Below are 24316 nucleotides of genomic sequence, written 5' to 3'. Positions count from 1 at the left end.
AAAATATTTGTTATGAATTTAAAATTTATCCCTTTAATGCTCATTTTACTGGCATTGATTTCCTGCGAAACAGATTACGTAAACAATTCCAGAGTTTTTGTGGAAGGGAAAATCACTTCCAATAATCAGCCCGTGAGCAAAGCATCAGTTTCACTGGAAACGTTCTCTTATCCAATCTCAAATGCAATTACAAAAAGTGATGGGTCTTTCGAAATGGGTGCACCGGATGTTGCAGAGACAGTTCATCTCTATTTAGGTAAAAAAATAATCAGTTTTACTACAGATTCAGAAGATTGTACGATAGCACAGGATTCTTTATCTATAGTACTTCCGGAAAATTTTAGTCACGTGAAATTCTCAAACATAACGATCAAATAATGAAAAGATTTCTACTATCAATCACAGTTTTTTGTTTTGCTCTGTCATTCGGTCAAAAACCACAGCCATCTTTGGGAATTGATGTGGTAAGTGTAACTCCGATGGGCGACAACTATCTAAAAGACGGCGTAAAAAACTTTTTCGGCTTCGGACTGACGTTTCAAACTGTATTCAAGCGAAACATGGGATTTGGTCTGGAACTAAGCCAGGCTTTTTCTGAGGTGAAGAACAAAAGTGTTTACGGGGACTTGGAAAAACCACAACTTACCAATTTCTCCGCCTATTTTCTTTATAAATACCCTTTTAAAAACGGATTAAACGTGCAGGGTCAGATTGGAGCCGGAATCATGAGGCTCAGTAACCTATCTCAGTATGTTGATGATGATTACAGAGAAACTGCTGCTGGATTTTTGTTAGGAACTGAGATTTCTTACAAATTTCCAAAGAACAAAATTGTTGAAGTTTTTGCTTCGCCTAAAATTTATTTTTACAATTCTCAGATAAAATTTGATGACAGTGATCTTAGCAGGTATTATTCCAGATCTCAATTGCTTTACATTAATGTTGGTGTCAGGCTGAATTTAAATGAGAAATAATTTTTATTATCTAAACTTTGAGAAAATCAAGTACCATATTTCTATTTAATCTGAAGAAATGCACGAGCAATTATTCTTATTAATTTCTAAAATTCACCCAATTATTATAAATTTCCGTTAAAAACTACCTAATGCTTACCGCTTCGGCACATCGTTTGAAAATGACTTTAGCCTAACCAAACTATTTAAGTTTTATGAAAAATTTAATGAAAATTTTCGGTGTCTTAGTGCTTGTGATGTTCACAGCGATCAGTTTATCTTCTTGCAAGGACGACGACGATCCGGCAGATAATGATTTTTTTGCAGGAACCTACAAGGGAAGTGTTTCTTACAATGGAGATGGCAATAATATCAGCACCAACGAAGGAAGTGTATTTGTAACTAAGATTGCGAGCGGAACTAAATACAATTTCGCATTCAGCAACGGAATTCCTGACCTGAACGGACTTGAATTTCAAAAAACAGGCGACAACTCATTGGTAATGGTGGGATCAAACGCTTTGGTTTACGTAAGAATCGACAACAATGATTTAAAGATTGCGTACAGTAAGGACGGTAAAACATGGACCGCCAACTGTAACAGATAATCTTATAGAATTTAAAATTTTAAAACCTGCTTCAATACTGATGCAGGTTTTTTTATGAAATAGATTTAAACTTTTGATGTTGTGTTTGTTATGATGAATATTTATTTTATATTTGATTTGAAATTTTAAAAAAAATACATGAAGAATTTAATTAAGGTCCTGTTTCTCATCATCGGATTGGGAATTGCTCAGGCACAGCAAGTGGCTCCCGCAACAAAAACTGCTCCTAAAACAGCACAGACAACAAAAGCTGCTGCACCCAAACCAGCCGCAAAACCTGCTGCAAAGCTTAAAAAAGACGGAACTCCCGACAAACGATACAAGGAAAACCAAAAACTGAAAAAGGACGGAACGCCTGACAAAAAATTCAAACAGAACAAATAATCACTTCCTTTTTGTGAAAAATACAGACTAACCGATGACATTCATCGGTTTTTTGGTGGAATGAAACGGCTTTATTTATAAATTTGAACCATGCTAAATTTCCTCAAGAAAAATATCGCTGTTGTCTGGGCTAAAAAACATGTAGCCCAAACTGAAAGTTTCAAAAAAAATGCACCTCAACTGCAGGAAGAGCTATTGCTGTCGTTGGTTCAAACTGCTGAAAAAACACTATTCGGAAGAACTTTTAATTTTGAAGATATCAAAACGGTAAAAGATTTTCAGGACAAAGTAGCCATCAATGATTATGAAGACCTGAAACCGTACATTGAAAAAGTAAAGAAAGGCCAGCGCAGTATTCTTTGGCCGGAAACGCCTGAATATTTTGCCAAAACTTCGGGCACAACTTCGGGTTCAAAATATATCCCGATCTCTAAAGAAGGGATGCCTTTTCAGGTGAAAGGAGCTCAGAGTGCGCTTTTCCATTACATCGCGAAGAAAAACAATGCCGATTTCGTTAACGGAAAAATGATATTCCTGCAGGGAAGTCCGGAACTGGAAGAGGTTTTCGGAATTAAAACAGGACGCCTTTCAGGGATTGTAGCGCATCATATCCCGAATTATCTTCAGAAAAACAGACTTCCAAGCTGGGAAACCAATTTAATTGAAGACTGGGAAACCAAAGTCGACAAAATTGTGGAAGAAACAGAGCACGAAAACATGACTTTGATTTCCGGAATTCCGCCTTGGCTGGTGATGTATTTTGAAAAACTCACCGAGAAGCACGGTAAAAAAATCAAGCAGCTTTTCCCAAATCTTCAATTAATTGTTACAGGTGGCGTAAATTACGAGCCATACAAAGATAAAATGGAATTTCTTTTGGGAGGAAAAGTTGATATTGTACAGACATTTCCGGCATCGGAAGGATTTTTTGCCTTTCAGGATGATTATACGAAAGACGGACTTTTACTTTTGACCAATCACGGTATTTTCTACGAATTTATTCCATTGGAACAATATGGAAAACCGGATGCCGAGAGATTAACTTTAAAAGATATTGAACTCAATAAAGATTATGCTTTAATTTTAACCACCAATTCAGGTCTTTGGGCTTATTCTATCGGCGATGTGGTCAGGTTTATTGATAAAAACCCACACAGAATTCTGGTGAGCGGAAGAACAAAACATTTTACTTCAGCTTTTGGTGAACACGTTATTGCTTTTGAAGTAGAAGAAGCGTTGAAATCTACCGTTCTGAAATACCCTGCGAAAATTACAGAATTCCACCTTGCTCCACAGGTGAATGCAGGGAGCGAACTTCCTTACCATGAATGGTTTATTGAGTTCGAAGAAGAACCTGAAAATTTAGAATTATTCAAAGAAGAACTCGACAGTCAGCTCAGAAGCAGAAATACTTATTATGATGATTTGATTTCCGGAAATATTTTGCAAAAGCTTAAAATTTCAAAACTTAAAAAGAGTGCTTTTAATGAATATGCCAAATCTCAGGGAAAACTGGGTGGACAAAATAAAATTCCTAGACTCGCGAATGACAGAAAACTGGCAGAATTACTTGAAATTTATAAATTATAATCACATTTTTTCAATTCCCAAAAGATATATTCGAAAAAAATTATAAATTTGAAAAACTAAAAAATTAAAATGAGAGCATCTGTACTAATAAAATCTTCCCTTCTTACATCATTATTCGTGATTTCATCATGTGCGACGACAAAGTATAGCGAAGATATTTCTCAAAACAATTATTCTAATCTTAAAACCGGGAAAATCTACATCGTAGAGAAAAAAGACGGTTCAGCAAAAGAAAAAATACTTTTCAAAAACATTGTTGGTGATAATATCGTAGGTACAAAAGGTAAAAAAGACAGTACAGAAGTTACCATCCCAAAAAGTGCTATCGCATCTGTGAAAGACCGTTCCATAGCAAGAGTAACGGGCGGTGCCGTAGTAATTGGCGCAGCAGCAGTGGCAGCAATCGTGATCAGCTCGAACAGAGCAGATTAAAAAATGATTTAATTTTAATTTAAAATAAATGATAAGTAGCTCTAAATTAATTTTTAGGGCTACTTTTGTATATGATTTCACTCTCTCCGCTGCAGACATTGAAAAATGTTGAGTTCAGAAATCTTCTTACCGGAAGATTTTTTATTGTTTTGGCTTTCAGAATGCTCGCTACATTGTTGGGATGGTGGGTGTATCAGCTGACAAAAGACCCTTTTTCCATCGGACTTATCGGACTTTCTGAAGTGATTCCTGCGGTAAGCTGTGCTTTGTACGCCGGGCACGTTATTGATACCAACGAGAAAAAGAAACTTTTACTGATTTGTACTTACGCTTACGTTTTCCTGATTGGGCTTTTGTTGATTCCGGCATTCTACAGTTCCGAACTTCATTTTACTGGTCATCAGATTACTTATTTTATCTACGCTGTCATCTTTTTTACGGGAATTGCAAGGGCTTTTATCGGACCGATAGTTCCTTCTATGATTCCTAAAATTGTAAAACAAATTAATCTTCCCAATGCGATCACGCTTAATCAGGCAACATTTTTAATTTCATCAGTTTGCGGTCACGCTGCCGGCGGATTTTTGATTGAATTTTACGGAATTAAATGGACCGTTTTAACGGTTGTGATTCTGATTACAGTTTCATCTGTATTTTTCTGGCAGCTCAACAAACAGTTTTCTGAGCATAAAAAAGGAAGTGTAAAAGTAATGGAAAGCATTCGCGAAGGCGTTTCGTACATTTATAAAACCAAAGAAATTCTCGGAGCTTTGTATCTGGATATGTTTGCTGTACTTTTTGGAGGAGCAGTAGCCATGATTCCCGTTTTTGCAACCGATATATTAAAATCCGGAGCAGACGGTTTAGGTTTATTAAACGCAGCTTCAGATATAGGCTCGATGATTATTATAACAACCTTGGCGTTGGTTCCACTCAGAAAAAATCAGGGTAAAATTTTGCTTGTTGCTGTAGCAGGGTTCGGAATTTGCATTATTGGTTTCGGACTTTCAAATTACTATTGGTTATCATTCTTATTCTTAGTGATGAGTGGAATGCTGGATGGAATTTCGGTAGTGATCCGGGGAACCATTGTACAGCTGAAAACTCCTGATCACATTCGTGGCAGGGTTTTGAGCGTAAACTCAATATTCATTATGTCGAGCAACGAAATGGGACAATTTGAAAGCGGTCTGGCTGCAAAACTTTTAGGCGCTGTAAGATCTGTGGTTATTGGCGGGAGTTTAACGGTGCTCATTGCGGTACTCGTGGGAAGCACAAATCCGAAATTAAGGAAAATGCAATATTAAGGCGATAAAATTATTTTTTTTCAACCACAAAGCCTTTTCATTGACAATTTCTTAAATAATCATATCTAAAATTTGTTCAGTACTGTCAATTTATATAAATTTGTTTTTGTTAAATATATAAAATATGAATAAAATTATACTCATTCTCTGCACATTTGTTGCATCAATAGGAGTATCGGCACAGATTACCGCTGGTAAAACGGCTGACAACGAAATTGCGATGATCAATGCTGCTAAAAACGCATCAGACTATGAAGTTATGTTTGCGAAATTTTCAAAATCTACCTCGCTTGAGAAATGGAGGTCATATTATTATTCTGCTGTTGCTCAATACTTAAAAACTGAATCCTTACTCAAAAAGTCTTCCAATCAAGCACTTTTTGAATCTAATGCTTTGGCTCTAAAATATGCCGGAAGCATCGTGGGTGCACAGCCAAACAATGCTGATGTAAAGGTTTTGGTGGGTCTTGCGAGATTGCAGAGAATTCATCTTGATAATTCACCAGATGTACAGAAAGATAAAGAACTTATCATAAAAATTATTTCAGAATCTGAAGCTTTATCTCCGGACAACCCAAGACTTACTCTTTTGAAAGCGGGAATGGCAGCAAAATTTTCTGATCTGAAATTCAACAGTCTGAATTCTGACCAACTCTATGCGAAAGCAGCAAAAGACTTTGAAACTGAAACCTCTCCAAACTGGGGCAGACAGCTGATTTCTTCAATTAAATAATCTTCGGATTAACATTAAAACGTTAATAAAAATGAAAAAATATCTATTTATTTTAACCCTTCTCGTTACTCAACTGATGTTTGCGCAGCAAGACTGTGTAACGGCAATCCCGGTATGTAGAGATTCTGATATTGCACTTACACCGGGTGGTGTAGGAAACGTTGAAGAAGCAGAAACGGGGGGATGTCTGAGTGGGGAAAGTAATTCTCTTTGGCTTACCTTCAGCGTCGAGACTGCGGGAACTCTTACTTTCGTGATTACGCCTACCGGACCTGGCGCAAACAATATTGATTACGACTGGGCACTGTACGGCCCAAATCACAACTGTGCCAATGTGAATGCAACACCTCTCAGATGCTCATACGCTGGATCAGGAAGTGCTTTTTTTCCCGTTACCGGTCTGAACATGACCGCTACTGACACTACAGAAAATGCTGGCGGAGATGGTTTTGTGAAATACATTGATGTTTTACCGGGACAGGTTTATTATTTACTTTTAAATAATTTCTCTCCTACCATTGCACCATTTTCTTTATCATTCGGAGGAACAGCAACTTTGCTAACGCCTTTCGACAATAGTTCTGCTCAGGTTTATCAACCCTATCCATTTTTAGAACCAGGTGAAAATCAGGATGGTGAAATTACAATCTGCAGCAATCCGGCAACATTTGATTTCTCAACTTTGTCTGCACAGATTTTAAATAACAACACCAATTTCGTTGTAAAATATTACAGATCTGCTACAGATGCTTTAGATGACTTTAATCCTATCACAACCCCGATTGTTGTGAATGCCGCAAATACTTATACGTATGCAATATCTTATGTAGACCCAACTCAGCCAACAAGTTTCCTTAATCAGTGTAGGGAATTTAATACTATTAATTTCTTAGATAAATCTTTCCAGCTTACACCGGTTACACTTACAGAATGTAGTAATAACAATACCGGAACAGCAACATACGATCTTACTGCCGCAGCCATTGGCGCTACTCCTAACCTTACTTTGCAGTATTACCCATCAATGGCAGCACTGAACGCCGGCACAAGCCAGATTACCGTTCCGTATGCTTATACAGCTGCTGCAGGTTCCGTATTTGTAAAAGCCACCAATGAGTTTGACTGCGTAACGATTGTTGAAATAAAACTGACATTCCATCCTACTGTTTCTGTGACTGAGGCTACTCTCAGAGCATGTTTCATCGAAGGCAATCCTTCAACAGGACTTTTTAACCTTGAAAGTGCAGTCGTAAACTTAGACAGTGGAACAACCAAAGAATATTATCCGTCTGAAACAGACGCAATCAATCAAACGAACAAGATTTTAAATTTCGGAACATATACCGCTCCTAACGGTGTTGTATACGTGAGAGTAATGAATGGAAACGGTTGCTATACAGTTGCCAAAGTTACTTTAATTGTGATTCCTCCGGTTTATTCGACTGTCTTGGTTGATAAAGTAATCTGTATGGAAGACAAAACCACCCTTGACGCAGGACCTGGTTTTGATGGATATGAGTGGAGCAACGGTGAAACTACACAGTCAATTTCTGATGTAGGTGTAGGAACATATTGGGTGAAATTACAGACAGGTGACTGCTGGGCAAAACAGGAAGTTAAAATATTTCCTTCTGAGCAACCAGTGGTCTCAAACATTGAAATTTCCAATAATACTATTACAGTATTTACAGTGGGAGGAACGCCGGCATACAGCTATTCACTAGATAATAACAACTGGCAGGACTCGAATATATTTAAAGATCTGAGTAGAGGCGATCATACAATATATGTAAAAGATGCTTATGACTGTGAGCCGATTGTGGTGAATGTAGTTGTTCCGAACATTATCAATGTTATTACACCAAACGGAGACGGCATAAATGATGTAATTGATTATTCCGCACTGTCTAACAAAAAGAATTTAATTCTGAATATATACGACAGATACGGAACAAAAATTCATCAGGCAGACAAAATGAACAATTTCAAATGGGACGGTACTGTAGGTGGTAAAAAAGTACCTACCGGAACCTACTGGTATTCGGTTACATGGAATGAAAATAATAAGAATAGCACTCCAATCAAATTTTCAGGATGGGTAATGTTGAAAAACAGAGAATAAATTACCAAATCAATAATAGAAAGCCGCATTTTTTGTGCGGCTTTTATTTTCTTTAAACAAACACAACTCATTAAGTAAAAAAATAATTAACTTTGTTAAAAATTAATTTAAAATGAAAAAACTACTACTCCTTTTTATTTTAATATCATCACAATTATTCTATGCGCAGTCAGATTGTAGTTCTGCCATCCCGATCTGTGGTAATTTAGATATTTCTTACACCCCGAATGGCCATGGCACGCAAGAACTACCAATTACCAATGTTCCACCAACTTTATGCCTGAAAACTGGTGAACATTTCTCGGTTTGGTACAAGTTTACCATTGCTACGTCTGGAACATTTAATTTTATAATTGATGCAAACGTAGATACCAACGATTACGATTTCGCAGTTTATGGACCTGATCCAGACTGTACACCTGCAACGCTTGTAAATCCTATCAGATGTAACTATGCAGGATCTTCACCTACTGGAAATACGGGACTTGCAGCAGTGACTAACACCTATTTTGAAGCAGAACTTAACGTTATTGCAGGACAGGTCTATTATCTTTTGGTAGATAATTTTCAAAGTACTGCCAATGGCTTCTCATTATCTTTTGGTGGAACAGCTACGTTACTTACCCCTTTTGATAATCAGTATGCTCAATCCTATCAGCCAAATCCTTTCATTGCACCTCTACCAATCAAGGTCTGTGAAAACCCAACAATATTTAACTTTAATACTCTTTCTGCAGGCATTATAAACGGAAATCCAAACTTTTCTGTTCAATACTATCTGAATGCATCAAATGCCTTAGATGAGCAGAGTCCGATAAACACGCCGATTTCTGTAAATGTAAATAATGTATACTATTATGCAATAAGCTATGTAGATCCTGTAAATCCCACGAGCTTTCTTAATCAATGTAGAGAATTTGGAACTGTAACTTTTGTTGACCGATCATTTAAGTTGAGCAACGTTACACTTACGGAATGTAACAACAACAACAAAGGGACTGCAGTATTCAACCTTTCCGCTGCTGCAATAAACCCTACTTCAATTCCTAATCTTGTACTCAAATATTATCCTTCGATGACAGATTTGAATGCGGGCACCAATGAGATTATAGCTCCAGGCAGCTACACCTCAAACGAAAAGACTGTCTACGTAAAAGCTACCAATCAGTATGACTGTACTTATATTGCGCAAATTCAACTTAAATTTTATCCAACGATAGTATTAACTCCAGCAACTTTGGAATCTTGCTTTATTGAAACGGCTACTACCACAGCAAAATTTGATCTTACTTCAGCAGTTGTCACAACACAGTCTGGTTTTACAAAAAAATTCTATAAAACCTTAGCGGATGCCAATAACGGAACAAACGAAATTATACCAGCTGACAGCTATATCACAGCAAGCACGGATGTGTATGTAAGAGTTTTTGACACTAACGGATGTTGGGCAATTACAAAAATCACCCTGATTGTACTTCCTCCTGTAAAATCTGCAATCCTTAAAGATAAAACTATATGTATGGAAGACAGAACAACTCTGGATGCAGGACCAGGTTTCCTAAGTTATGAATGGAGTACAGGAGCAACTACATCCAGCATCTCAGGAGTTCCTGTGGGAGCTTACTGGGTGAAGCTTCAGACAGGGAAATGCTTTACTACGCAGAATGTAAATGTTTATCCAAGCGATCAACCTGTTGTTTCTTCTCTAGACATAACAAATAATACGGTAACAATTACTGCTAATGGAGGAAATCCTGCGTATCAATACTCTATCAACGGTACAACGTGGCAGACTTCTAACGTATTCACCGGATTGCCAAGGGGTGAAAATACGTTTTATGTGAAAGATTCTTTTGATTGTGATCCAGTAATTGTGACAGTGACTGTTCCGAACTTGGTAAATGCAATTACACCAAACGGCGATAATGTAAATGATGCAGTAGACTACACAGCGTTAGCATATAAGAAAAATCTGGTATTTACAGTATTCAACCGTTATGGAAACAAAGTTTATGAAGCTGATAAAATCAGAAACTTTAAATGGGACGGTACTTCAGGAGGAAAAAAAATCCCTACCGGAACATATTGGTATACCATTACCTGGACTGAGGATAACAAAAACAGCACGCAGACAAAATACAGCGGCTGGATCCTCGTTAAAAACAGAGAATAATTTTTTTAAGTAAATTTTAAAATCACCTTCAAATTTTGAGGGTGTTTTTTTTATTAACACCAAAAACCCCGCAACAAAAGGCTTTATGAATATTATCATTGCAAATTGGGGATTAGTATTTATTATTTCATTGCTAAAAAATTTATCTTTGCACTATGGCGCAGAAAGAAACATTATCATCACTTACCCAGGGCAACTTTGCCAGAGAGCTTTCCATTTCAGATGGGAAAATGCCTCCCAATGCAGTAGAATTTGAGCGATTGGTAATCGGAACTTTTCTTATCGACAAAAAAGGTCTGGACCATTCCATAGACTTACTAACGCCGGAAGTTTTTTACGATCCGAGACATCAAGTGATCTTCAGAGTAATTCTTAAGCTTTACGAAGGCAACCATCCCGTTGACATCATGACCATCATTCAGGAACTTAAAAAAGAAGAGAAACTGAATCTGGCAGGTGGCGATCATTACATTATTGAACTGACGATGGGAGTAAGTTCAAGTGCGCACATTGAATACCACGTAAGAGTAATTCTCGAAAAATATATCCTCCGAAGCCTCATCAATGTTTCAGCAAACGTTATTGATTCCTCGTATAAAGAATCTACCGATGTTTTCGAGCTTTTAGACAAAGCAGAACAGTCATTTTTCGAAATCACCAACGGAACAATAAAAAAAGGATTTGATACTGCCAATTCTTTGGTAAAACAGGCTATTGAAACCATTAAATCTTTAAAGGATAAAGAAGGACTTTCGGGTGTACCTTCCGGCTTTAGGGATATCGATAAAGAAACCGGAGGCTGGCAGAATTCCGACCTTATTATCATTGCGGCACGTCCGGCAATGGGAAAAACGGCGTTTATTCTTTCCATGGCAAGAAATATTGCTGTGGGTCATAAAATTCCGATGGCATTATTCTCTCTGGAGATGGCATCTGTACAGTTAATTACCAGGATGATTGCTTCGGAAACAAGAATTTCATCAGAAAAATTAAGAAAAGGAACACTGGATGACGAAGAATGGCAGAGATTATTCTCCAACGTTTCTGAACTCGAAAATGCTCCACTCTACATAGATGAAACCCCTTCACTTTCCATCTTCGATTTCCGTGCTAAATGCCGGAGACTGGTGATGCAACATGGCGTAAAGATGGTGATGGTAGATTACCTTCAGCTGATGACCGCCGGTGGAGGAAGTGGAAAAGGAAGCGGAAACCGTGAGCAGGAGATTTCGATGATTTCCCGATCTCTAAAAGCCATCGCAAAAGAACTGAATATACCTGTAATTGCACTTTCACAGCTTTCAAGAAGTGTGGAAACACGGCCGGGAAAAAGACCTCAGCTTTCAGATTTGAGGGAATCCGGTGCGATCGAGCAGGATGCGGATATCGTATCATTTATCTTCAGACCTGAATATTATAAAATTACAACCTGGGATAATGATGAAGAAGGAGCAGAAACCTCCACAGAAAATCAGGCAGAATTAATTATCGCAAAACACAGAAATGGTGCCACAGCAGACGTGAGATTATCGTTCCTGAAGCATTTTGCTAAATTCGGTGATGTGGAAGAGGCGTTTAATATGAATTCCGGAGGTAATTTTAATGAACCGAGCGGATTTGAAAAAATTAAAACCACCATTCAGCCGGGAGCAGCATTTGATTTGCCTGATAATTCCAAACTTTCAGGTTCATCGATGAATGATTTTGATGACGAGGAAGATTTTCCGTTTTAAATTTAATTTTAAAATCAATACTGAATTTAAATTTTTACGAACTCTATCCCATCCTCAACCTTAACCTCAGCCTCAACCCATCACTTTGAGAATCGAAATTTACACAGACGGCGCATGCAGCGGAAACCCCGGAAAAGGCGGTTACGGAATTCTGATGCGTGTTCCTGAAAAAAACTATCAGAAAACTTTCTCAAAAGGTTTCAGAAAAACCACCAACAACAGAATGGAACTTCTTGCTGTGATTGCCGCTCTCGAAAAACTGAAGTCGGCGGAAAATGACATTCATATTTTTACAGACAGCAAGTATGTCTCTGATGCCATTAACCAGAACTGGATTTCGGGTTGGGTAAAACGCGGATGGAAAAATGTAAAAAATCCTGATCTCTGGAAAAGAATGATCCCGCTGTATAATACTTATCAGCCAAAATTCCATTGGATTAAAGGTCACGCCGGCCATTTTGAAAATGAGCTCTGTGACAGACTTGCCGTTGCTGCCGCCGCAGGATCAAACCTTGAAGTAGATATCAACTTTGAAGCGCCTGAAAACGGCGGACTTTTTTAAAATCTAAATCTTATTGATTTACAGATGTTTAAATTTAAAACTTAATTCTCTTATTTTTAATGAATCAAAATGAAAAAATAGATTGTTATTCAATTCACTGTCTTCTTTGTTATTTTTTGAAAAATAATCACCATTTATCATAAAATTAATAATATATTTTCATTATATAGACTTTTTATTTATATCTTTACGGCTGAATTCCAAAGTTCCCTTGTATATGAATAAAAATCTATTGTCTTATATAGCACTTTTTCTCGTTTGTACCAGTGCTTTATTCAAATCCCAAACATATCAGCTCGCCGGAAACCCTGTAAACACAACAGGATGGACTGTCGTTGCTCCTACAACAACACAGGTTAACGGCACAGACGCTTTTGTGCAGCTTACACCAGACACCAATAATCAATCGGGTTCAATCAGGCTAAACGATCCTATCAACCTTAAATTTTGCGATAAATGGAGGGTAGAATTCGATTTCAGAATGGATTCTAACCAAACTGCAAACGGTGACGGACTTGCCTTCTGGTATCTTCAAAATCCACCGGTAGCCAGTGTTTTAGGTTCGGGATTAGGTGTTTCGCAAAATGCTGTAGGTTTAATAGTGGGTTTTGACACTTATAACAATACCACGACAGCCGTAATGAGTAAAGTTCACGTAGCTTACGGACAGGTTGCCAATACAACAGACCAGAATAATGTTGAGTTTTTCAACGTAGCAGGAAGCTCATTTCACTCCCCGGATCTGAACACCACAATGCCTTTTCAGGGAACGACTTACAAACATGTAGAAGTAACTGCCGAAGTGAGTACTGCAAGCCCGACGGGATGGACAATTCAGATAAAAATTGACGGAACAACAATCTGTAACCAGCCTTTTGTACCATCCGGGACAGCAGCAGCAATGACTCAGGGATATTTTGGATTTTCAGCTTCTACGGGAGGGAACAGATCAAGACATTCTATTAAAAATGTAAAAATCTACACCGATAAAGTTCCGCTTTTACAGCCTACCATTTCGCAGTCCAACTGCCCAAATCCTACGACAGGCTTTGCAACAGTGAATTTAACAGCATTCAATAATCAGTTTGTGGCCAACCCGGCCAACTTTACCTTTACTTATTTTGTTCAGGGAAATCCTACACCGATCGCTATTCCTGCAACATTTCAGTACAATGCCAATACGACTATTATTGTTCGAGTTAAGGATAATGCGGGTCTTCTCTGCGACAATGCAGATGGAAGGATCCAGCTCACATTAGGAGATTTTACAGCATCCAATGTTACACTTTCAACCTGTAACAATAATTATGCAACCACTGCGACATTCAATCTTACATTAGCAGCGGTGACATCCACACCTGGAGCAACCAAGAAGTACTATAAAAACATTCAGGATCTGAATAATAATGTAAACGAAATCACAAATCCTGCAACGTATGTTTCTGCTCCCGGAAAAGTTTACGTAAAAGTAACCTCTCCACAGGGATGCACAGGAAATGCTGAAATTACACTGAGCTTCTCCCCTCTTCCTGTGGCCACTGATGCCACTTTGCAGACATGTTTTAAAACAGAGGTTGGTCTGATAGGAACATTTAACCTTACCACCGCAAATGTATCTTCACAATCGGGGATTACAAAAGTATATTATACAACATTAGACAATGCCGTAAACAATATCAACCCTATTGCTGATCCTACGGCTCACGACGCATCCAATTCGGTGGTTTATGTGAAAATAACAGGAACAAACTCCTGTTGGGTTATCAGAAAAATTACTCTTACTGTGATCCCACCTACAAGATCTGCGGTTTTAAAAGATAAGATTATCTGTATTGAAGACAGAACGACCCTGGATGCAGGGCCTGGCTTTGCGAGTTACGAGTGGAGTACCGGCGCTACAACGCAATCTATTACCGGAGTTCCCGTGGGAAGCTACTGGGTGAGACTTCAGACCGGAACTTGCTTTACCATGCAGATGGTAAACGTAAAAGCTGCCGGAAATCCTACAATTTCAAGTTTAGACATTAAAAACAATACAATTACAGTCAATGTTTCTGGCGGAACTCCTGCTTATCAGTACTCTTTAAATGGTACAGCATGGCAGACGTCTAATGTATTTACTGGTTTGCCAAGAGGCGAAAACAAGATTTTCGTTAAAGATTCTTATGATTGTGAGCCGGTTCAGATTCAGGTTACTGTACCCAATCTTTTGAATGCGATTACACCTAACGGAGATAATGTAAATGATGTGATTGATTATACAGCGCTTGCTTACAAAAAGAATCTTGTCTTTACGGTATACGACAGATATGGAAACAAAAAGTTTGAAGCAGACAAAATAAGAAACTTCAAATGGGACGGGACTTCGGGCAACAAAAAACTTCCTACAGGAACATACTGGTACACTATTTCCTGGAACGAAGACGACAAAAACAATACACAGACTGTTTATAACGGCTGGGTTTTATTAAAAAACAGGGAGTAATCCCTGAAAAAATCACTCCTTAACTCAGGGAGTGATTTTTATTACCGCTTCTCTATCGCAAAAAGAGACTCTTCAGCTACACATTTGATACTTTAAAGTTATTTCAGACAATTTATTGTTTGACAAAACCTATACATTTACCTAATCAAAAATCTAATAATTAAATGAAAAAAACTTTATTATTTTTTAGTATCACTTTATGCTTTCTCTTTAATTTAAACAAAGCTCAGACGTATCAGCTGACGGGGAATCCCGTGGTAACTACCGGATGGGATCTTGTTTCTGCAGCAACTGTGAGCACAGACTTTATCAGATTAACTCCAGACCAGACGAGTCAGTTTGGGGCTATCAAACTTTCAGATCCAATCAACCTGAAATACTGTGATAAATGGAAAGTTGAATTTGATTTCAGAATCGACGGAAACGGAACCACATCTTACGGAAGAGGCGACGGACTGACGTTCTGGTACCTTTCAAACCCACCAACTGGGTTTACTTCCGGAGGTGGACTCGGAATTCCCTCCAATGCCAACGGGTTAATGGTTGCATTCGATATTTTCAACAATTCCACTGAAGGGCAAATGAGTAAAGTACACCTGCTTTACGGAACCAACAACCTTCCCGCAGGAAATCCTAATATTGAGTACAATACAACTGCCAACAGCACTTATCACTCTGCTGATTTAAATCCTACACAACCATTTGTAGGAGCCAACTACAAGCACGTTGAAGTAAATGGTGAAACTGATCCCAACAATCCAAACAACTGGCTCATCCACATTAAGATTGATGGAAATACCATCACCAATCAATCTTTTGCCCCATCCGGAGGTGCAATCGGTATGACGACAGGATATTTCGGCTTTTCATCTGCTACCGGTGCTGCAAGTGCAAGACAGTCTATAAAAAACGTGAAAATATTTGTAGACAAAGTGCCCATCTTTACCAATACAGTAACACCTTATGTCTGCATCAACCCAAGTACTGGAAATGGCGCTATAGATCTAACAACGTATGCATCACAGTTTGTGAACAATCCCGCAAACTACACTATAACATACTTTGTTACAGGAAACGGAACACCTATTGCAAATCCGACAAACTTCACTTACACCGGACCAACCAACATCACTGTGATTGTAAGCGATCCTTCGGCAACCCTTTGCGACAACGGAGACGGAAGGATAGTCTTAAATCCACAGCCTTTTGATGCAGCAGATGCCACGCTTACAGAATGTAATAATAACAATGCCGGCGTAGGAATTTTTAATCTTGATGATGCGGCAGTAACTAACGTACCTGGTGTGTCAAAACATTATTATCCAACTCTTGCAGCCCTGAATGCCGGAACAAATGAAATTATGAACTGGCCTGCCTATCCCGCAGCAAACGGAGCAACTGTTTTTGCGAAAGTAATTACTCCGCAGGGATGTATTGATAATGCTAAAATAACATTAAACCACTACCCTGTTGTTACGGTAAATGATGCCATCCTCAGAGCGTGCTCAATACAGGATAATCCGTCAATGGGACTGTTTAATCTGTCGTCAGCATCTGTAACTCTGCAGCCGGGAACTGCAAAAAAATTCTATCCATCACTTACTGACGCTATCAACGATACCAATGAAATTACGCTGATCAACAATTATGTTGCTCCAACAGGCGTAGTTTATGTGAGAGTAAGCGACACCAACAACGAATGTTATGGAGTTGCTAAAATCACTTTGCAGGTAATTCCTCCGGTTTATTCTACGGTTTTACAGGATAAAGTAATCTGCTTTGAAGCTAAAACAACACTAGATGCTGGCTCAGGTTTCGATGGATATGAGTGGAGCACAGGAGCAACTACACAAACCATCAGCGGAGTTGGCGTAGGAACATACTGGGTAAAATTAAAGTCTGGTGACTGTTGGGCAACTCAGAACGTGAAAATTTTCCCTTCTGACCAGCCAGTCATTAACTACGTTGAAATCTCAAACAACAGCATCACTGTAAATGTTGCAGGCGGAACCCCGCCATACCAATATTCTCTGGATAATATCGTGTGGCAGGATTCAAACGAGTTTAAAAATATTGCCCGTGGAGAATATACAATTTATGTAAGAGATGCTTACCAGTGTGAACCAATTCAGGTAGTTGTAACGGTACCAAATCTGGTAAACGTAATCACTCCAAATGCCGATGGAATGAATGATTATATTGATTATTCAGCATTAGGAAATAAGATCAATCTTGTCTTTAATGTTTATGACAGATATGGAGCTAAAATTCATCAGGGAGACAAAACCAACCAGTACAAATGGGACGGAACCGCCAACGGAAGAAAAGTTCCTACAGGAAGCTATTGGTACTCTGTAACATGGACGGAAAACAATAAAAACAGAACACCAGTGAAATTCTCAGGATGGATCGTGGTGAAAAACAGAGAATAATTTTTTTTCATACTTAATTAGCGAAGTCGCTCCTCTAAAAAGGAGCGGCTTTTTTGTTGAGACAATTTACAAACAGATAATTCGTTTAAAAGACAGTTTATTCACATTCAATTCTTAAATTTGTTATATGAATTATTTGGAAGCTTTAAGCAGAAGATATTCTGTAAAAAAATTCAACCCAGAAATGCGCATTCCACAGGATGTGCTTTTAAATATACTCGAGTCCGGCAAACTGGCTGCAAGCTCGCAGGGACTTCAGCCCTACAGAATTTTGGTCGTGGAAAGCAGCGGTATGAAAGATAAACTCATTCCCGCCTTTTACAATCCGTCACAGATTTCTACCTGCTCGCATCTCATTGTTTTAGTTTCAAAAAAAAATGTTGAAGAAGCTTATCTTGATGGCTACTTTAAACATATTTCTGAAGTCCGCGATCATCCGCTTGAAAATTTAGACCCTTTCAGAAAAAGCATTACCAAACATTTCAACACTCGTGAACATGATGATATTCTGAACTGGGCAGAAAAACAGTCTTATATTGTTTTGGCCAACTTAATGTACGCCGCAGCGATTGAAAATATCGACACTTGTCCAATGGAAGGTTTCAGACAGGATGTGATTGAAGAAATTTTAAATATCGATTCTGAAAATGAAAAAGTAACCGTAACGCTGGCTTTAGGCTACAGATCTGATGAAGACGAATTTCAGCACATGAAAAAAGTAAGAAAACCCAACGATAAATTGTTTAAATTTATTTAATTATTTTAGACGACTGTCTTAAAGCAAGAATATGATAAAAGCGGATGTATTAGTAATCGGTTCGGGAATTTCCGGACTTTCTTATGCCATAAAAGTTTCAGAGCAGTTTCCCGATGCCAAAATCATCATCGTTACCAAGTCTGATGAAGACGAAAGCAACACAAAGTATGCTCAGGGCGGTCTGGCCGTAGTTACAGATTCTAAAAATGATAATTTTGAAAAACATATCGAAGACACCATGCGTGCCGGAGATGGCGAAAACAAAAGAGACGTCGTGGAAATGGTCGTAAGAGAAGCACCTGCAAGATTTAACGAAATCGTAGAATGGGGCGCTAATTTCGATATGAAAAACGGCGAATTTGCTTTAGGAAGAGAAGGTGGTCACACCGAAAACAGAATCGTACATCACAAAGACATCACGGGTTTTGAAATTGAAAGGGCTTTACTTCAAACCGCTAAAAGCAGCCCGAATATTGAGATTTTAGATCATCATTACGTCATCGATATCATAACCCAACATCATGTTCCAGGCAAAGAACTGAACGAAGGTGAAATCAATTGCTACGGTGCCTATATTTTAGATGAAAAATCGAAATCAATCAAAAAAATCACTTCAAAAATCACTTTGGTTGCCACCGGCGGAGCGGGACACGTTTACAAAAACACCACAAACCCCGTTATCGCAACCGGAGACGGAATCGCTTTCGTTGCCCGTGCTAAAGGGAAAGTGAGCAACATGCAGTATTATCAGTTCCATCCGACAGCTTTGTTTAGCAAATTAGATGGAATGCTGTTTTTAATTTCAGAAGCCGTTCGCGGAGACGGAGCAAAACTGAGAACCAAAAAAGGCGAAAAATTCATGCACAAATATGATGAGCGTGAAGAACTGGCTTCAAGAGACATCGTCGCAAGAGCGATTGATGCCGAAATGAAAGTTACGGGAGACGAATTCGTCGGTCTCGATTGCCGCGATATGAACCACGAAAAGTTCCTTGAACATTTCCCGAATATCTACAAAAAATGTAAAGAAGAAGGTATTGATCCTTTCACACAATTGATTCCGGTAGTTCCGGCGTGCCATTACTTAATGGGCGGAATTGATGTGGATAAAGACGGACAGTCTTCTTTAAATAATCTTTTCGCTGTTGGAGAATGCACCAATTCTGGACTTCACGGAGCGAACAGACTGGCCTCCAACTCTTTACTTGAAGGTTTGGTTTTTGGACACAACGCAGCCATCAAAACCATAGAATTATTAAAGGAAAACAATTTTGATTTCGATGATTTGAAAGCTGTTCCGGAATGGAACGAAGAAGGAATGAAAATAATCGACGAGATGGTCATTGTTTCTTACCTCAGAAAACAGCTTCAGGAAATGATGAGTGACTTGGTTGGAATCGTGCGAAGCAACAGAAGACTGAAAATGGCATTACAGAAACATGCAGAAATCGCTGCCGCTGTCGATGAAATCTACCATTACTCTATTTTATCACCTCAACTTTCAGAATTGAGAAACTTAACCACAGTTGCTCATTTAATTATCACTCAATCTATGGAAATGACTCAAAATAAAGGAGCATTTTACAATAAAGATTTAGTGCAGGCATAATTGATTATTTTTTAATAATTCTCAAATCAAAATGTAGAATTTATAGTAAATTTTTAAATGCCGCAAAAAAGCAATGAAAAATATCCGTTGAATTTAAGATTTACAAACACTCCCCGAAAATTTCAAATCTCATCTTCCATCAATTGAAGAGGTTGAAAATGAATTAAAAAAATTACAATAATGAAAAGACCAGACTACGCAAACGATAAAGTTTTAAAACAATTCATCAAAAATGCTTTGGAGGAAGACATTCAGGATGGCGATCATTCTACGCTGTCAACAATCCCGAAAGACCTTCAGCAGAGTGCAAAACTTTTGGTAAAAGAAAACTGCATTCTGGCCGGAGTTGAACTGGCTGAAATTATTTTCAAAACCTTTGATAAAAAATTAAAAGTAGAAAACTACATCAAAGACGGCGAACTGGCAAAAGTCGGGGACGTTGCATTTATTGTGACCGGAAGTGCAAGATCAATTCTCTCCACAGAAAGATTAGTATTAAACTGCATGCAGCGAATGAGTGGCATCGCGACTTTAACCCAGGACTGGGATTCCAGATTGGTGGGTTCAAAAACAAAACTTTTAGATACAAGAAAAACAACTCCTAACTTCAGGGTTTGCGAAAAGTGGGCAGTTGCCATCGGTGGCGGAACCAATCACAGATACGGTTTGTATGACATGATTATGCTGAAAGACAACCACATCGATTACAACGGAAGCATCACCAATGCTGTGAAAATGGCGAAAGATTACGTAAAAAAATCGAAGAAGAAACTTAAGATTGAAGTGGAAACCCGTAATCTTGATGAAGTAAAGGAAGCGATCAACGCAAAAGTCGACAGAATTATGCTTGACAATATGGATATTGCAACAATGAAGAAAGCGGTAAAACTCATCAACGGAGTTTGCGAAAGTGAAGCTTCAGGTGGAATTACAAGAGATCAGTTGAAAGAAATTGCTTCAACCGGAGTAACGTATATCTCTGCGGGAGCCCTTACCCACTCGGCTCACAATATAGATTTAAGTTTAAAAGCTGTTAAATAAACTATTACATTTTTAATAAAAACATCGCTATTTTGTTAAAAATTAAATAATATGATTTTTTTCACGTTGAAATTCAAAAACTTTACATTGATCTGAAAAGCAATGAGTTGCATAGTATTTGGACTGATTAAAAATTAACATTGCGTTAACAATAGTTAGGATTTATTTTATGAATTTTGCACCAAATTAATTCTAACTATTACTACGATTATGAAATTAATCAACAAATCGATGCTAACTGTGCTTATTACGCTATCTACGGCTAGCATTTATTATGCACAAGAAACACAGGACACGGTAAAATCCAAGTCTAAAGACATTGAGGAAGTTATATTACAGGGTGTAACTGATATCGCAAAGGACAGAAAAACACCAGTAGCTGCATCAACAATTAAAGCAGCACAGATTATTGAACGACTTGGAAATCAGGAACTTACTGAAATCCTAAATACAACTCCTTCCGTTTACGCTACAAAATCTGGTGGTGGTTTCGGAGACGGTGGTATTACCATGAGAGGATTTGAATCAAGAAACATTGCCGTAATGGTAAATGGTATGCCCGTAAATGACATGGAAGGTGGTTCAGTTTACTATTCTAACTGGACTGGTCTAGCAGATGTTACGAGTTTTGTACAGACACAAAGAGGTTTAGGATCATCAAAACTGGGAATTGCGTCCGTGGGTGGAACAATTAATTTCATTACACGATCAGCCGATATGAGAAAAGGTGGTGTAGTAAGACTTGGAGTAGGTAATGATGATTATTTAAAAACTTCTTTTGCTTACAACACTGGAAAAACTGATAAAGGATGGTCTTCATCGTTCTTAATGAGTAGAACTGCGGGAGGCACATATGTAGAAAATACAGAGTTTGAAGCTTACGCATATTACTTTGCTTTAGGATGGGAACCAAATAAAAAGCATAATTTCCAATTCACTTTGACTTCTTCTCCGCAATGGCATAATCAAAGAACATTTGCTCCAACTATTGCAAATTATATCAACTTCAATCCAGATAAAGACGGAACTCCTTACAGACAGTACAATTCTGACTTTGGGTATAAAACTGGTGCAAACGGCGAAAGATATGCGATTGCAAACAGAGCTAATTACTACGCAAAACCGGTAATGATGCTCAACTGGGATTTTAACATGAGTGAAAAGTCTAAATTGAGCACCGTGCTTTACATGTCCAATGGTAGAGGTGGTGGAACTGGAGATTTAGGTAGAGTTGCGAACAAAAGTTTAACCGGCTTCTATGACACTACTGGCCATTTTGATTACGACGCTGTATTTGCAGCAAACCAGGCTGTAAATTTAAGCAATCCAGCGGCACCAGCAAATAGCACATTAATTCGTAGAGCAAGTGTAAACTCTCATGACTGGTATGGTATCTTGGCTAACTTCCAGCATAAATTAAATGATAACTGGAACTTCTCTATTGGAACAGATGACAGATACTATTATGGTTATCATTATCAAGTAGCATCTGATCTATATGGTGCTTCGGGCTACAAAGAGAATAAAAACTTAAATGTTGCTCCATACGTGGTCAGCAATGTTTATGATTATAAAAAATTATCATGGAATCCATTTGGAGGAAGTACAGCTCCGCTTACAGATCAGATAGGATACAGCAATGACGGGGAAGTTCTATGGTATAGTGGTTTTGCCCAGGTAGAATATACGAAGAATAATCTTTCTGCCTTCGTACAAGGATCGGTTTCAAATCAGTCTTATCAGAGAATTGATAATTTTGTGATCGACGGAGTGACTAAACAGCAAGGTCAGACTGTTAACAGAAAAACAGGATTTCAAAATTTATTCGGATACAATGTGAAAGGGGGCGCAAACTATAATATTAATGACAATCATAATGTGTTTGCGAATATTGGATACTACAGCAAGCAGCCATTTATGAACTCTGTATTCCCAAGCAACCTTCAAGTTGTTAACCCGACTTTAACAAATGAAAAGATATTCTCGGCAGAAGTAGGTTATGGTTTCAGATCATCTAAATTGAATGCTAATGTAAACTTATACAGAACTGAATGGAAAGACAGATGGTTAAGAAGATCAATGCAGTTTGACACAGGTGTTCCAGGATCTCCTACAATTAACGGTTATGCAGAAATCAGTGGAATCACTCAGGTACACATGGGAGTAGAAGTTGATGCGGTTTACAAACCTTTCCAATTCTTAGAATTCCAGGGAATGCTTTCTTACGGAGACTATCAGTACAGAGGAAATGCTAGTGGTTCTACTTTTGATGATAACAACAACCCTATCACTATTGCAGGTGCAGGTGCCAATTCAACGCTATACTTGGATCGTGTAAAAGTAGGAGGTAGCAGCAGCAACAGTATTCCTCAGGTAACAGCATCATTGGGAACTACTGTAAGACCTGTAAAAGATTTAAATGTGTACGGAACTTGGAGATATGTGGGAAAATTATATTCATCTATAGACGTAGCTACTTTCTCAAATATTGCCAATCAAGAAAGAGGAGTATTGCAGCTTCCTGATTTTGATTTATTTGATATCGGAGCATCCTACAAAATCAGACTTAAGAACACAACTCAGTACTTCACTATCGGAGCAAACGTTTATAATTTGTTTGATACAACTTACATCGCCGACGGTGCCACAAACATATTTGGAAGTGATGTGATTACAGGGAATACTGACCCTGATAAAGGTAAAACTTATGAACAGGCAGGAAGAATGTACAACGGTGTAGCAACAGCCAACAGAGTATTCTTTGGTTTCGGTAGAACTTGGGCTGCCAATTTATCTTTCAACTTCTAATAAAATTCACTTTTATTACATACAAAACCCAGCCTCACAGCTGGGTTTTTTTATTATCTTTGTTAGCGAAAAATTAGAAATAAATATACTATGGACTTTTACAAAATTTTACTCAGCGCACACAAAGGTTTTGCCTATCTGGAACTGCTTTTAGTGGTACTTTTTATCATCGCACTTTTAGCTACAATGTTCGGCTTCAGCGGTAAAGTAAACAAGTTTTTAAAGAAAACGACTTTGTTCACCATGATCTTTTTCCACGTTCAGTTTTTGATCGGAATCATTATGTTGATTGTCAATTTCTCTAAAGGCTTAGATATGGGCGGAGTAATGAAGAATGCGGAACTGAGATTTCAATATGTAGAACACCCGTTTTCTATGCTTATAGCAGCAGTTTTAATGACAATAGTAAACAAAAAAGTAAAATCAAGCGACAGAATCACTGTACCGGTTGTGGTAATGGGATTGATCGCTGTTGCATTATTCGGATATGCGTTTCCGTGGGCAAGAGTCTTCGGAGCTTAAAATTTTAAAAAAGAATTGTAAACACAGTGTTTATAATTTGTAAATATTATAATCTTTAAATTTTT

At 38.1% G+C, this 24316-nt stretch carries 19 protein-coding genes; all 19 read left to right on the top strand.

Annotated features, from left to right (window positions below):
- The first annotated feature begins 12 nt into the window (after positions 1-12).
- The 19 genes from NG809_RS11015 (at position 13) to NG809_RS10925 (ending at position 24251) form a co-directional block, all read left to right on the top strand.
- Positions 13-378, top strand: coding sequence for a hypothetical protein (locus NG809_RS11015; protein WP_262150610.1), 366 nt, complete (start codon positions 13-15; stop codon positions 376-378).
- The gene (locus tag NG809_RS11010) at positions 378-974 is read left to right on the top strand and encodes a porin family protein (protein WP_262150609.1); all 597 of its coding nucleotides are present in this window, start codon (positions 378-380) and stop codon (positions 972-974) included. The genes NG809_RS11015 and NG809_RS11010 overlap by 1 nt, the downstream gene beginning before the upstream one ends.
- Positions 975-1168: 194 nt before the next feature.
- The gene (locus tag NG809_RS11005; RefSeq protein WP_262150608.1) at positions 1169-1561 is read left to right on the top strand and encodes a hypothetical protein; all 393 of its coding nucleotides are present in this window, start codon (positions 1169-1171) and stop codon (positions 1559-1561) included.
- 138 nt (positions 1562-1699) lie between these two features.
- On the top strand, positions 1700-1945 hold the full coding sequence (locus NG809_RS11000) for a hypothetical protein (RefSeq protein WP_262150606.1): 246 nt from the start codon (positions 1700-1702) through the stop codon (positions 1943-1945).
- 90 nt (positions 1946-2035) lie between these two features.
- Positions 2036-3535, top strand: a complete 1500-nt coding sequence (locus NG809_RS10995) for a GH3 auxin-responsive promoter family protein (protein ID WP_262150604.1) — start codon at positions 2036-2038, stop codon at positions 3533-3535.
- 69 nt (positions 3536-3604) lie between these two features.
- Complete coding sequence (locus NG809_RS10990) at positions 3605-3967, top strand: hypothetical protein (RefSeq protein WP_262150602.1); 363 nt, start codon at positions 3605-3607, stop codon at positions 3965-3967.
- A gap of 71 nt (positions 3968-4038) precedes the next feature.
- Positions 4039-5274, top strand: a complete 1236-nt coding sequence (locus tag NG809_RS10985; protein WP_262150600.1) for an MFS transporter — start codon at positions 4039-4041, stop codon at positions 5272-5274.
- 124 nt (positions 5275-5398) lie between these two features.
- Positions 5399-6007 carry a hypothetical protein gene (locus tag NG809_RS10980; protein WP_262150598.1) on the top strand — a complete coding sequence of 203 codons (609 nt, stop codon included), beginning with the start codon at positions 5399-5401 and terminating at the stop codon, positions 6005-6007.
- Positions 6008-6038: 31 nt separating this feature from the next.
- Positions 6039-8129, top strand: coding sequence for a T9SS type B sorting domain-containing protein (locus NG809_RS10975; protein ID WP_262150595.1), 2091 nt, complete (start codon positions 6039-6041; stop codon positions 8127-8129).
- Positions 8130-8241: 112 nt separating this feature from the next.
- Positions 8242-10302, top strand: a complete 2061-nt coding sequence (locus NG809_RS10970) for a gliding motility-associated C-terminal domain-containing protein (protein WP_262150593.1) — start codon at positions 8242-8244, stop codon at positions 10300-10302.
- Positions 10303-10457: 155 nt separating this feature from the next.
- Positions 10458-12035: a replicative DNA helicase gene (gene dnaB, locus NG809_RS10965; RefSeq protein WP_262150592.1), complete on the top strand. Its 1578-nt coding sequence runs from the start codon at positions 10458-10460 to the stop codon at positions 12033-12035.
- A gap of 85 nt (positions 12036-12120) precedes the next feature.
- Positions 12121-12597, top strand: a complete 477-nt coding sequence (rnhA, locus tag NG809_RS10960) for a ribonuclease HI (protein ID WP_262150590.1) — start codon at positions 12121-12123, stop codon at positions 12595-12597.
- A gap of 217 nt (positions 12598-12814) precedes the next feature.
- On the top strand, positions 12815-15082 hold the full coding sequence (locus NG809_RS10955; protein WP_262150588.1) for a T9SS type B sorting domain-containing protein: 2268 nt from the start codon (positions 12815-12817) through the stop codon (positions 15080-15082).
- 164 nt (positions 15083-15246) lie between these two features.
- The gene (locus tag NG809_RS10950) at positions 15247-17514 is read left to right on the top strand and encodes a T9SS type B sorting domain-containing protein (protein WP_262150586.1); all 2268 of its coding nucleotides are present in this window, start codon (positions 15247-15249) and stop codon (positions 17512-17514) included.
- A gap of 127 nt (positions 17515-17641) precedes the next feature.
- Positions 17642-18271 carry an NAD(P)H-dependent oxidoreductase gene (locus tag NG809_RS10945; RefSeq protein ID WP_262150584.1) on the top strand — a complete coding sequence of 210 codons (630 nt, stop codon included), beginning with the start codon at positions 17642-17644 and terminating at the stop codon, positions 18269-18271.
- Positions 18272-18302: 31 nt separating this feature from the next.
- Positions 18303-19880: an L-aspartate oxidase gene (nadB, locus tag NG809_RS10940; protein WP_262150582.1), complete on the top strand. Its 1578-nt coding sequence runs from the start codon at positions 18303-18305 to the stop codon at positions 19878-19880.
- Between the two features lie 180 nt (positions 19881-20060).
- Complete coding sequence (nadC, locus tag NG809_RS10935; RefSeq protein WP_262150581.1) at positions 20061-20921, top strand: carboxylating nicotinate-nucleotide diphosphorylase; 861 nt, start codon at positions 20061-20063, stop codon at positions 20919-20921.
- A 210-nt stretch (positions 20922-21131) separates the two neighbouring features.
- A complete protein-coding gene (locus NG809_RS10930) occupies positions 21132-23729 on the top strand; it encodes a TonB-dependent receptor (protein ID WP_262150579.1) in 2598 nt (865 codons plus the stop codon).
- Between the two features lie 90 nt (positions 23730-23819).
- Positions 23820-24251 (top strand): hypothetical protein, encoded by a 432-nt coding sequence (locus NG809_RS10925; RefSeq protein WP_262150578.1) that lies wholly within the window; start codon positions 23820-23822, stop codon positions 24249-24251.
- Positions 24252-24316 lie beyond the last annotated feature (65 nt).

Source organism: Chryseobacterium foetidum (assembly GCF_025457425.1).
Lineage (GTDB): Bacteria > Bacteroidota > Bacteroidia > Flavobacteriales > Weeksellaceae > Chryseobacterium > Chryseobacterium foetidum.
Note: the sequence above shows the minus strand (reverse complement) of the source record. Positions and strands in the feature narration are given on the sequence as shown.

What these genes read in the sequence shown, in the direction of transcription:
- NG809_RS10985 (WP_262150600.1), top strand. Translation starts at nt 4,039, where the DNA reads ATGATTTCACTCTCTCCGCTGCAGACATTGAAAAATGTTGAGTTCAGA.
- NG809_RS10995 (WP_262150604.1), top strand. Translation starts at nt 2,036, where the DNA reads ATGCTAAATTTCCTCAAGAAAAATATCGCTGTTGTCTGGGCTAAAAAA.
- nadB (WP_262150582.1), top strand. Translation starts at nt 18,303, where the DNA reads ATGATAAAAGCGGATGTATTAGTAATCGGTTCGGGAATTTCCGGACTT.
- nadC (WP_262150581.1), top strand. Translation starts at nt 20,061, where the DNA reads ATGAAAAGACCAGACTACGCAAACGATAAAGTTTTAAAACAATTCATC.
- NG809_RS11005 (WP_262150608.1), top strand. Translation starts at nt 1,169, where the DNA reads ATGAAAAATTTAATGAAAATTTTCGGTGTCTTAGTGCTTGTGATGTTC.
- NG809_RS10925 (WP_262150578.1), top strand. Translation starts at nt 23,820, where the DNA reads ATGGACTTTTACAAAATTTTACTCAGCGCACACAAAGGTTTTGCCTAT.
- NG809_RS10955 (WP_262150588.1), top strand. Translation starts at nt 12,815, where the DNA reads ATGAATAAAAATCTATTGTCTTATATAGCACTTTTTCTCGTTTGTACC.
- NG809_RS10945 (WP_262150584.1), top strand. Translation starts at nt 17,642, where the DNA reads ATGAATTATTTGGAAGCTTTAAGCAGAAGATATTCTGTAAAAAAATTC.
- NG809_RS10975 (WP_262150595.1), top strand. Translation starts at nt 6,039, where the DNA reads ATGAAAAAATATCTATTTATTTTAACCCTTCTCGTTACTCAACTGATG.
- NG809_RS11000 (WP_262150606.1), top strand. Translation starts at nt 1,700, where the DNA reads ATGAAGAATTTAATTAAGGTCCTGTTTCTCATCATCGGATTGGGAATT.
- dnaB (WP_262150592.1), top strand. Translation starts at nt 10,458, where the DNA reads ATGGCGCAGAAAGAAACATTATCATCACTTACCCAGGGCAACTTTGCC.
- NG809_RS10970 (WP_262150593.1), top strand. Translation starts at nt 8,242, where the DNA reads ATGAAAAAACTACTACTCCTTTTTATTTTAATATCATCACAATTATTC.
- NG809_RS11015 (WP_262150610.1), top strand. Translation starts at nt 13, where the DNA reads ATGAATTTAAAATTTATCCCTTTAATGCTCATTTTACTGGCATTGATT.
- NG809_RS11010 (WP_262150609.1), top strand. Translation starts at nt 378, where the DNA reads ATGAAAAGATTTCTACTATCAATCACAGTTTTTTGTTTTGCTCTGTCA.
- NG809_RS10990 (WP_262150602.1), top strand. Translation starts at nt 3,605, where the DNA reads ATGAGAGCATCTGTACTAATAAAATCTTCCCTTCTTACATCATTATTC.
- NG809_RS10930 (WP_262150579.1), top strand. Translation starts at nt 21,132, where the DNA reads ATGAAATTAATCAACAAATCGATGCTAACTGTGCTTATTACGCTATCT.
- NG809_RS10980 (WP_262150598.1), top strand. Translation starts at nt 5,399, where the DNA reads ATGAATAAAATTATACTCATTCTCTGCACATTTGTTGCATCAATAGGA.
- NG809_RS10950 (WP_262150586.1), top strand. Translation starts at nt 15,247, where the DNA reads ATGAAAAAAACTTTATTATTTTTTAGTATCACTTTATGCTTTCTCTTT.